At 70.9% G+C, this 9,328-nt stretch carries 10 protein-coding genes; 1 reads left to right on the forward strand and 9 read right to left on the reverse strand.

Annotated features, from left to right (window positions below):
- Nucleotides 1-14 precede the first annotated feature (14 nt).
- The 8 genes from fabG to ABT137_RS47965 form a co-directional block, all read right to left on the reverse strand.
- Nucleotides 15-800 (reverse strand): 3-oxoacyl-ACP reductase FabG, encoded by a 786-nt coding sequence (fabG, locus tag ABT137_RS47930; RefSeq protein ID WP_351719701.1) that lies wholly within the window; start codon nucleotides 798-800, stop codon nucleotides 15-17.
- Nucleotides 801-901: 101 nt separating this feature from the next.
- The gene (locus ABT137_RS47935; RefSeq protein ID WP_351719703.1) at nucleotides 902-1,165 is read right to left on the reverse strand and encodes an acyl carrier protein; all 264 of its coding nucleotides are present in this window, start codon (nucleotides 1,163-1,165) and stop codon (nucleotides 902-904) included.
- A 58-nt stretch (nucleotides 1,166-1,223) separates the two neighbouring features.
- Complete coding sequence (locus ABT137_RS47940; RefSeq protein WP_351719706.1) at nucleotides 1,224-2,438, reverse strand: ketosynthase chain-length factor; 1,215 nt, start codon at nucleotides 2,436-2,438, stop codon at nucleotides 1,224-1,226.
- Nucleotides 2,435-3,706, reverse strand: a complete 1,272-nt coding sequence (locus ABT137_RS47945; protein ID WP_351719708.1) for a beta-ketoacyl-[acyl-carrier-protein] synthase family protein — start codon at nucleotides 3,704-3,706, stop codon at nucleotides 2,435-2,437. Before ABT137_RS47945 ends, ABT137_RS47940 begins: the two co-directional genes overlap by 4 nt.
- Nucleotides 3,703-4,032 (reverse strand): TcmI family type II polyketide cyclase, encoded by a 330-nt coding sequence (locus ABT137_RS47950; protein ID WP_351719711.1) that lies wholly within the window; start codon nucleotides 4,030-4,032, stop codon nucleotides 3,703-3,705. Before ABT137_RS47950 ends, ABT137_RS47945 begins: the two co-directional genes overlap by 4 nt.
- A 242-nt stretch (nucleotides 4,033-4,274) precedes the next feature.
- Entirely contained in the window at nucleotides 4,275-5,849 is a 1,575-nt protein-coding gene (locus ABT137_RS47955; protein WP_351719713.1) for an acyl-CoA carboxylase subunit beta, read from the reverse strand.
- Between the two features lie 36 nt (nucleotides 5,850-5,885).
- Nucleotides 5,886-6,545: a TetR/AcrR family transcriptional regulator gene (locus ABT137_RS47960; RefSeq protein ID WP_351719715.1), complete on the reverse strand. Its 660-nt coding sequence runs from the start codon at nucleotides 6,543-6,545 to the stop codon at nucleotides 5,886-5,888.
- The gene (locus ABT137_RS47965; RefSeq protein WP_351719718.1) at nucleotides 6,448-7,806 is read right to left on the reverse strand and encodes an MFS transporter; all 1,359 of its coding nucleotides are present in this window, start codon (nucleotides 7,804-7,806) and stop codon (nucleotides 6,448-6,450) included. Before ABT137_RS47965 ends, ABT137_RS47960 begins: the two co-directional genes overlap by 98 nt.
- Nucleotides 7,807-8,117: 311 nt before the next feature.
- Here ABT137_RS47965 and ABT137_RS47970 point away from each other — a divergent pair, with 311 nt between their 5' ends.
- A complete protein-coding gene (locus ABT137_RS47970) occupies nucleotides 8,118-8,996 on the forward strand; it encodes a hypothetical protein (RefSeq protein WP_351719720.1) in 879 nt (292 codons plus the stop codon).
- A 77-nt stretch (nucleotides 8,997-9,073) separates the two neighbouring features.
- Here ABT137_RS47970 and ABT137_RS47975 read toward each other — a convergent pair.
- A partial coding sequence (locus ABT137_RS47975; RefSeq protein WP_351719721.1) for an acyl-CoA carboxylase biotin carboxyl carrier protein subunit occupies nucleotides 9,074-9,328 on the reverse strand: 255 nt, incomplete at its 5' end.

Genomic DNA, 9,328 nt, shown 5'->3' on the forward strand with positions numbered 1-9,328 from the left:
CTCTCCTTGGGGTCCTAGAAGTTGCCGAGTCCGCCGCAGACGTTGAGCGCCTGCGCGGTGATGGAGGCCGCCGTGTCGGAGGCGAGGTAGCCGACCAGACCGGCGACCTCCTCGGGCGTCGAGTAGCGGCCGAGCGGGATCTTGGCCTGGAACTTCTCGAGGATGGCGTCCTCGGTGGTGTCGTACGCGGCCGCGTAGCCCTGGCGCACCCGCTGCGCCATCGGCGTCTCCACGTATCCCGGGCAGACCGCGTTGACGGTGATGCCGGTCGGGGCGAGCTCGTTGCCGAGCGCCTTGGTGAAGCCGACGACGCCGTGCTTGGACGCCGAGTACGGGGCGCCGAGGACGACGCCCTGCTTGCCCGCGGTGGAGGCGATGTTGATGATCCGGCCGCGGTTCTTGTGGCGCATGCCGCCGGTGTTGAGCACCTCGCGGGTCAGCCGGAAGACGCTGTTGAGGTTGGTGTCGATGACGTCGTGCCACAGTTCGTCGGTGATGTCGGCGGTGACGCCACCGCCGCTGCGGCCCGCGTTGTTGACCAGGACGTCGACGGTGCCGAAGGTCTCGACGGCGGCCTGCACGAAGGCGCGCACGCTGTCCGCGTCGCGCACGTCGAGGGTCGTGCCGTCCACCACCAGGCCCTCGGCCTGGAGTTCCTTCACGGTCGCGGCGACGTCGTCGGAGCTGCGCGCGCCGATGAACACCCGGTGGCCCTGCTCGGCCAGGAGCCTGGCGGCGGCGAGGCCGATGCCGCTGGTGGCTCCGGTGACCAGGGCGGTTCGCTGCTGCTGATCTGACATGTGTGACGTCTCCAGTGGGAGGGAAAACGGGCCCGCCGGGCGGTGCGCGAGGCACCACCCGGCGGGCGATGGGGTGTGGGGGCTGCGGGAGCGACGACGGGTCAGACCAGCGCGGCGAGACCGCTGTTGACGGCGTCGATCAGCAGGCGCGGGGTGTTGGCGATGCTGAGGATCTCCTCGTCGAGGGAGATGCCGTACTCGCGCTCTATGCGCCCGCCGGTCTCCAGGAGGGCCAGCGACTCGTAGCCCAGCTGCTCGAAGTCGGTGTCGAGGATGTCCCCGTCGAGGTTGTAGGAGTCATCCGCGCCCGCCGCCTCGATCAGGATGCGGCGCAGGTCGTCGAAGGTGAAAGCCTGCTCGGCCATGGTGGTTCCTCTCCTGTTCTGCCGGCTGTGCCGGCGGGTGTGGTGGCGGTAGGGGGGGTCAGTCGGCGGAGCGCACGACCAGCGCGGAGTTGAAGCCGCCCAGGCCCCGGCCGAGCACCAGCGCGGTGCGCACCTCGTGCGTCCGCGGGTGGCCGACCACCAGATCCAGGCCGTAGGTGTCGGCCGGCCGGGTGTTCATGGTGGGCGGGATCAGGCCCTCTTCCATGGCGAGGAAGACCGTCGCCAGGTCGAGCGCCCCGGCGGCGGAGTACAGGGCGCCGGTCGTGGTCTTGGGGACGGTGACGGGCACCTGCTCGCGGCCGAAGACCGCGCCCAGCGCGTCGGCCTCGATACGGTCGAGCTCGGGCACGGCCGCGCCGTCGGCGAAGACCACGTCCACGTCGCGGGCGCTCACCCCGGCGTCGGCCAGGGCGGTCTCGATGGCCTGGCGCAGCGCCGGCGGGCGGCCGCTGCCCGGCTTCGGGTCGAAGGTCGCGCCGTAGCCGGCGATCTCTCCGTACACCTTGGCACCGCGCTCCCGGGCGGCGACCTCGTTCTCCATGATGAGAATGGCGCCGCCCTCGCCCGGGACGTGTCCCGAGGCCCGGTCGTCGAAGGGTACGTAGGCGCTGGCCGGGTCGGTCCGGGTGGTGACCCGGCCGCTGGTCAGCTGCGCCACCCAGCCCCACGGGCACAGGGACGCGTCCACGGAGCCGGTGACGACCAGTGGGGTGCCCTTGCGGACCTGGCGGCGGGCCTGCGCGACGGAGTCCAGACCGCCGGCCTGCTCGCTGACCACGACGCCGCTGGGGCCCTTCATGCCGTGGCGGATGGAGATCTGGCCGCTGTTGACGGCGTAGAACCAGGCGAACGACTGGTACGCGCTGACGTACTCGCTGCCCTGACTCCACAGCCGCTCCAGCTCGCGCTGGCCGAACTCGAAGCCACCGGAAGCACTGGAGGTGACCACGCCCATGTCGAAGGCGGGCAGCTCCGCGGGGTTCACCCCGGCGTCCTCAAGAGCCCAGTCCGCGGCGACGAGCGCGAGGCGCGTCATGCGGTCGGTCTGCGGCAGCAGCTTGCTGGGCAGGTGCTCGGAGGCTTCGAACCCCTGGATCTCACCGGCGAGCTGGGCCGGGTACTGGGTGGGGTCGAAGCGGGTGATGCGCCCGATGCCACTCTTGCCGACGCGGGCGGCCTGCCAGTACTCCTCGGCGCCGAGCCCGTTGGGTGCGACCACACCGAGGCCGGTCACCACTACAGAGGCGGTCATGCGGCGGTCCTTTCCGGCTGGGCGAGGACCATCGCGCTCTGGAAGCCTCCAAAGCCGCTGCCGACGGTCAGCACGGCATCCGTCCGGTGCTCCCGCGCGGTGACGGGCACATAGTCGAGATCGCATTCGGGGTCAGGGGTGTGGAGGTTCGCGGTCGGCGGCACCACGTTGTGGGTCATCGCCAGCGTCGAGGCGGCGATCTCGATGGCACCGATGGCGCCCAGGGAGTGGCCGACCATGGACTTGATGGAGCTGACCGGCGTGGCGTAGGCGTGGTCGCCGAGGCTCTTCTTGAACGCGGCGGTCTCGTGGCGGTCGTTCTGCTTGGTGCCGGAGCCGTGCGCGTTGATGTAGTCGATCTCCTCGCCGTTCATCCGCGCCTCGGCGAGCGCGACGCGGATGGCCTCGGCCATCTCCGCGCCGTCGGGGCGCAGACCGGTCATGTGGTACGCGTTGCTGCGGGTCGCGTAGCCGGCGATCTCGGCGTAGATACGGGCCCCGCGCCGACGCGCGTTCTCCAGTTCCTCCAGGACGAAGAAGGCGGTGCCCTCGCCGAGGACGAAACCGTTGCGGGTGCCGTCGAACGGGCGCGAGGCACGCTCCGGCTCGTCGTGGCGCGGCGTGGTGGCCCGGATCGCGTCGAAGCACGCCATCGTGATCGGCGAGATCGGGGCGTCGGTGGCGCCCGCGACCAGTACATCGAGGGAGCCCTCACGGATCAGCTCGACGGCGTAGCCGATGGAGTCGATGCCGGACGTGCAGCCGGTGGACACCACGGCGTTCGCGCCCTCGGCACCGACAGCCCAGGCCACTTCGGCGGCGAACGAGCTGGGCACCAGGTGGTTGTGCAGGTGCGGGACCGCGTACGTGTGGTCGACCAGGTTCAGCCGGCCGTCGTCGCTGACGACCCGGTACTCCTGGTCCAGGCCCATGGTCGCGCCGACGGCCGTGCCGACGGTGACGCCGACCCGGTGCGGGGCGTGGTCCGCGAGGTCGAGGCCGCTGTCGGCCACGGCACCGCGGGCGGCGACCACGGCGAACTGGCCGGCCCGGTCCATCCGCCGGATCTCCTGCGGGCTCAGCCCGTGGGCCTCCGCGTCGAAGTCGATCTCGGCGGCGACCCGGGAGCGGAACGGCGACGGGTCGAAGAACGTGATGCCGCGCGTCGCCGTGCGGCCCTCGCTCAGCAGTGACCAGAAGGCGTCGCGGCCGACGCCTCCGGGCGCCAGGACCTCCAGGCCCGTGATGACTACGCGTCGACCGCTCACCGCGTGCCCTCCCAGTGGTAGAAGCGGGTCGCCATGGCGTCGGCGGGCGAGCGCCAGGTCGCCGGGTCGTACGCCTCGATGAACGGCTTCAGGTCTTCGCTGATCTGCACGAAGCGCGGGTCGGTCTTCGCCTCCTCGATCTGCCGGCCACCGTTGTCGGTGTCGAAGTCCTGGAGGTGGAAGTAGAGGCCGCGGTAGTGGAAGAGCTGGCGGCGGCGCGTACCCATCCGGTGCGGCATCTCGGTGGCATCGAACGCACGGAACAGATCGGCCACGTTGCCGCTCGTTCCGGGATCCAGCCGTGCCACGATCAGGTTGCTGTGCATGCGATTGTTCTCCAAGTGGAAAGCCGTACGGCGGACTGGAGTTTCACGTCTCGTCGACGGTTCGACAGCAAGAGGGCCGGAACCGGACGGAGTTGCGGAGTGATCGAGGTGATCGGAAGAAAGAGCGCGCTTTCGGGCCACCGGGTGCGGTGACAAAGCGCCGGACTCTTACATATATCTTCTTCGGTGACTCCCCGGTCTTCAAGGGGAATTACTACAGATCCACGTACAGAAACTACAGGTCACTGCGGGGCGTTGCCGTGCTTGCGCGAGGGCAGGTCCGCGTGCTTGGCACGCAGCATGGCAAGCGAACGGATCAGCACCGTGCGGGTCTCGCGCGGGTCGATGACGTCGTCGATCAGACCGCGCTCGGCCGCGTAGTAGGGGTGCATCAGCTCGTTCTTGTACTCCTCGATGCGCTCCTTGCGCACGGCCTCCGGGTCCTCGGCGGCGTTGATCTCCCGCCGGAAGATGACGCCCGCCGCACCCTCGGCGCCCATCACCGCGATCTCGTTGGTCGGCCAGGCCAGTGCCAGGTCGGCGCCGATGGAACGGGAGTCCATGACGATGTAGGCACCGCCGTAGGCCTTGCGCAGCACCAGCGAGATACGCGGCACCGTGGCGTTGCAGTACGCGTACAGGAGCTTGGCGCCGCGCCGGATGACGCCGTTGTGCTCCTGGTCCACGCCGGGCAGGAAGCCGGGCACGTCGACCAGGGTGATCAGCGGGATGTTGAACGCGTCGCAGAACTGCACGAAGCGAGCGCCCTTCTCGGACGCGTCGATGTCGAGCACTCCGGCCATGGCGGCCGGCTGGTTGGCAACCATGCCGACGACGTGCCCGTCGAGCCGCGCGAAGGCGCAGACGATGTTCGTCGCCCAGGCCGGGTGCACCTCGAAGAAGTCGCCGTCGTCGACGACCTCCTCGATCACCTTGCGGATGTCGTACGACTGCCCGGCGCCGGCCGGGACCAGGTCGAGGAGCGCGTCGTTGACCCGGTCGACGGGATCGCCGGAGCGCTCCACGGGAGACAGTTCGCGGTTGTTGGCCGGCAGCAGCGCGAGCAGGTAGCGCACGTCCTCGATGCACTCCTCCTCGGTGTCGTACGCGAAGTGCGAGACGCCCGAGAGAGTGGAGTGGACGTCGGCGCCGCCCAGGCCGTTCTGCGAGACCTCCTCGCCGGTGACCGCCTTGACGACGTCGGGCCCGGTGATGAACATCTGCGAGGTCTCCCGGACCATGAACACGAAGTCCGTGAGCGCGGGCGAGTAGGCGGCGCCGCCCGCGCACGGGCCGAGCATCACGGAGATCTGCGGGATCACGCCGGAGGAGCGCGTGTTGCGCTGGAAGATGCCGCCGTAGCCGGCGAGCGCGGTGACACCCTCCTGGATACGGGCACCGGCGCCGTCGTTGAGCGAGACCAGGGGGGCGCCCGCCGCCTCGGCCAGGTCCATGATCTTGTGGATCTTCTGGGCATGGGCCTCGCCGAGCGCGCCGCCGAAGATCCGGAAGTCGTGCGCGTAGACGAAGACGGTGCGCCCGTGGACGGTGCCCCAGCCGGTCACCACGCCGTCGCTGTACGGTTTCCTGGTCTCGAGCCCGAAGCCGCTGGCCCGGTGCCGGCGCAGCGGCTCCACCTCGTTGAACGAGCCCTTGTCGAGGAGCAGGTCGATCCGCTCCTGGGCGGTCAGCTTGCCCTTGCTGTGCTGGCGTTCGGTGGCCGCCGGGTCGGGGCCCTGTCGTGCCGCCTCCTTGATCGCGGCCAGTTCGTCGACGCGGGCCTGGATCGAGGCCTGCGGTGTGCCTGGTGTGGCCATGGTGTTCCCCACCTCCATGGGTCGCGGGTCGTTGGATCAGCGGTCGGCCCCGGGCCGGTACAGCCGGACGAAGTCCGCGACGCCGGAGCTGACGATCGCGTCGCGTTCGAAGTCGGCCAGCGGCAGGGCGCCGTGGAAGGTGCCCTGGACGACGCCGCCGGCGGCCAGTTGGACGAAGCGCTCGGCGGCGTGCTCGGGGTCGTCGAAGCAGAGCAGTCCGCGCTCGGCGACGCGGGCGAGGCGGCGGGCGAGCTCGCGGTTGGCCTGCCGGGGTCCTGCGGTCCGCCACATCTCGACCACCCCGGCGGGCCAGGAGTCGATCTCGGCGCCCAGGTGCCGCACGATCGCGAAGTGCTCCGGGAACGCGGCCAGCGGCGTCAGCCAGGCGCGGCCCAGCTCGACGAGGTCCTTCTCCAGATCGGTGATCTCGGCGAGGTGCTCCTCGGCGATGACGGTCAGCGAGGCGGCCACGGCGGCGGCGCCCTCCAGCAGGACGGTGAGCAGCAGGCGCTCCTTGTCCTTGAAGTAGTGCGTGACCGTGGCCTCGTCACGGCCGCACTCCATGGCGATGTCCAGGACGGTGGTGTGGGTCCAGCCCTCACGGGCGAAGACCGCGCGGGCCGCCTGGACGATGTCCCTGCGCTCCTCCGCCGAGCCGGCCCGGACCGGGGTGGGGGTCGTCTGCTGAATGGTCATCGTGGGTTCCTCCGGGTGAGGTGCGGATCTTGTCGGGCGTGCGGGAACCAGGGCGCTCGGTGCGCGGTCGGGCGACGAGCACGGCGACGGCGGCGAGCAGTGTGGCGGCGCCGCCCGCCAGGAGCCCGGAGCGGGCGCCGAACCGTTCGCTGAGTGCCCCGACGAGCAGGGCGCCCAAGGGGGTGGTCCCCTGGAACACCAGCGTGTAGAGGGCCAGGACCCGGCCCCGGTAGGCGGGGTCGGTGCCCAGCTGTATGTGGTGGTTGGCGGCCTGGGCGAAGTAGAGGCAGCCGAAGCCGGTGCACAGCAGCAGCACGGCGGCCCACAGGTAGGTGGGGGCGAGCCCGGCCGCGCACTCCAGGGCCCCGGCCCCGAGGGCCGCGCCGAAGACGAGTGTGGCCGGAGGCCGCCCGCGGCGGCGCGTGGTGACGAACGCCGCGAGCAGCGATCCCACCGCGAAGGCGGTGGTGAGCAGTCCGAACTCGGCGGCCTTCGCATGGAACACGGTCTTGGCGAGCAGCGGCAGGGTGAGCTGGAAGTTGAAGCCCAGCATGCCGGTGACGGCGACCAGGACCATGGTGAGCAGCAGGTCGCGGTGGGCCACCAGGTGCCGTACGCCCTCCATGACGGGGGCCCGCGCGGGTCGTTGTGCCGAGCGGTGCAGTTCCGTGGGACGCATCGCGCGCAGGGCGGCGACGGTCGCCAGGTAGCTGACCGCGTTGAGCAGCATCACGGCCGCGGTGCCGAGCCAGCCGATCAGCAGGCCCGCGAACGCGGGGCCGGCCACGCGGGCGATGTTGAAGTACGCGGCGCTGAGCGCGGACGCGTTGGGCAGCAGGTCGCCGCCGACGAGTTCGCTGACGAAGGACATCCGGGTCGGCACCTCGACCGCGTTGACGATGCCGAGCCCCAGGGCGAACAGGCAGACGTGCCACAGACCGGCCGTGCCGGTCAGCACGAGGACGGCGAGCGCGAGTGACAGGGCACCCGACGTGAGGTTGGCGGCCATGAGCAGCCGCCGCTTGTCGTGCCGGTCGGCCAGGCCGCCCGCGTAGAGGGTGAGCAGCAGCACGGGCGCGAACTGCAAGGCGGTCACGACGCCCAGGGCTGCCGCGGAGTCGCCGGTCAAGGAGAGCACGAGCCAGTCCTGGGCGACGGCCATCATCCAGGTACCGGCGACGGAGACGAGTTGTCCCGCCGCGAACAGCCGGAAGTTGCGCACGGACAGGGACTGGAGCGTGCCGGCGTTGGGTGATCTCATCTCATCCCTGGGCGAGGAGAATACGGGCGCACGGCAAGGGAATCTGCCCTATAGCTTCTTCGCCCCCGGCCGGCCGGTCAATGATTCTCATGTCAGATCCCGGTCAGGTCATGTCAGGAATAAGCGGTTCCGCAGCTGGACGTGAATTCACGTCAGAGAAATGACAAAACCCTCCCGGAATTCATCGGCTTCCGTCACGTACTACAGGTGACATTCCCCGGGTCTTGCGGCGGGGATAACCGCGAAAATACCGTTCTCAGGTCCGTGGGCGCCTCCGACCGGAGGTCGCCGAGACTCAGGGGGGATTCCAGATGTCCGTGGTGACGACTGTCTGTGGGGGAACCGGCTGTGTCCGGCGCGAGGCCGCCGGCCGGGCCAGGCGCCCGGCAGCACCGGCCGGCCGCCTGTGCCTGGACTGTCATGAGCGCCTGCTGCGCGACCTGAACCGGCTGCCGGAGCTGTACGAGGAGTGCGCACGCCACCTCGACGGCAGCGGCGGCGAGCGGGCCGTGGAGAAGACCTCCGGCGGCCCGCTGCCCGGCATGCCCTTCAACCTCCGGGCGGCGGAGGCGCGGACCTCGATCCTCGCGGTGCTCAGCGCCTGGGCCGGCCTGGTCCTGGAGGAGCGGGGCCTGGCCGGTCCGCGGCGGTCCGTCGGCCTCCTGGTGCAGTTCCTGACCCGGCACAGCGGCTGGCTCGCGGCGCACGACGCGGCGGGCGAGTTCTGCGCCGAGATCTCCCAGCTGGTGCGCGGGGCGCACGACGTGATCGACCCCATGACGACCCACCGCATAGCGGTGGGCGACTGCGTCGAGCCCGGCTGCTCCGGCGCGCTCACCGCGCTCGTGCGGCCCCGGCATCCGCAGCTGCCCGCCACGATCGCCTGCGACGCCGACGCGGCGCACCACTGGGTGGGGCACGAGTGGCTGCAGCTCAGCCGCCGCCTCGCCGCGACCGGGGCGACGGCGGCGGGCGCGGCACCCGTACCGGCCGACGAGGCCGCCGGCCGGGAGCCGGAGGTGCGCTGGATGACCGCGGCGGACATCTCCCGCCTGTGGGACATGCCGCCGGGCAGCGTCTACCGCCGCGCCAGCACGCAGAAGTGGCGCCGCCGCAGCCGTTCCGGCCGGACGTACTACCACGCCGGGGACGTCTACGAGACGCTGCACGGCCGGGACGCGGCGGCGTAGCGCCGCTGCCGCGGACAACACACAAGGGCTCCTGGCGATATGTCAGGAGCCCTTGTGGGCAGGTCGGGTGGTGGGGTTCAGTCCTTGATCTCGCAGATCACGGCGCCGGAGGTGAGGGAGGCGCCGACCTCGGCGGCGAGGCCCTTGACGGTGCCGGCCTTGTGGGCGTTGAGGGGCTGCTCCATCTTCATGGCCTCCAGGACGACGATCAGGTCGCCCTCGTTGACCTCCTGGCCCTCCTCGACCGCGACCTTGACGATCGTGCCCTGCATGGGCGAGGCGAGGGTGTCGCCGGAGGCGGCCGGGCCGGACTTCTTGGCGGCGCGGCGCTT

Source organism: Streptomyces sp. NPDC001980 (assembly GCF_040296885.1).
Lineage (GTDB): Bacteria > Actinomycetota > Actinomycetes > Streptomycetales > Streptomycetaceae > Streptomyces.

Bases quoted from the DNA above. Each gene is read 5' to 3' on its own strand.
- fabG (WP_351719701.1), bottom strand. From the start codon at position 800: ATGTCAGATCAGCAGCAGCGAACCGCCCTGGTCACCGGAGCCACCAGC.
- ABT137_RS47935 (WP_351719703.1), bottom strand. From the start codon at position 1,165: ATGGCCGAGCAGGCTTTCACCTTCGACGACCTGCGCCGCATCCTGATC.
- ABT137_RS47940 (WP_351719706.1), bottom strand. From the start codon at position 2,438: ATGACCGCCTCTGTAGTGGTGACCGGCCTCGGTGTGGTCGCACCCAAC.
- ABT137_RS47950 (WP_351719711.1), bottom strand. From the start codon at position 4,032: ATGCACAGCAACCTGATCGTGGCACGGCTGGATCCCGGAACGAGCGGC.
- ABT137_RS47955 (WP_351719713.1), bottom strand. From the start codon at position 5,849: ATGGCCACACCAGGCACACCGCAGGCCTCGATCCAGGCCCGCGTCGAC.
- ABT137_RS47960 (WP_351719715.1), bottom strand. From the start codon at position 6,545: ATGACCATTCAGCAGACGACCCCCACCCCGGTCCGGGCCGGCTCGGCG.
- ABT137_RS47965 (WP_351719718.1), bottom strand. From the start codon at position 7,806: ATGAGATCACCCAACGCCGGCACGCTCCAGTCCCTGTCCGTGCGCAAC.
- ABT137_RS47970 (WP_351719720.1), top strand. From the start codon at position 8,118: ATGTCCGTGGTGACGACTGTCTGTGGGGGAACCGGCTGTGTCCGGCGC.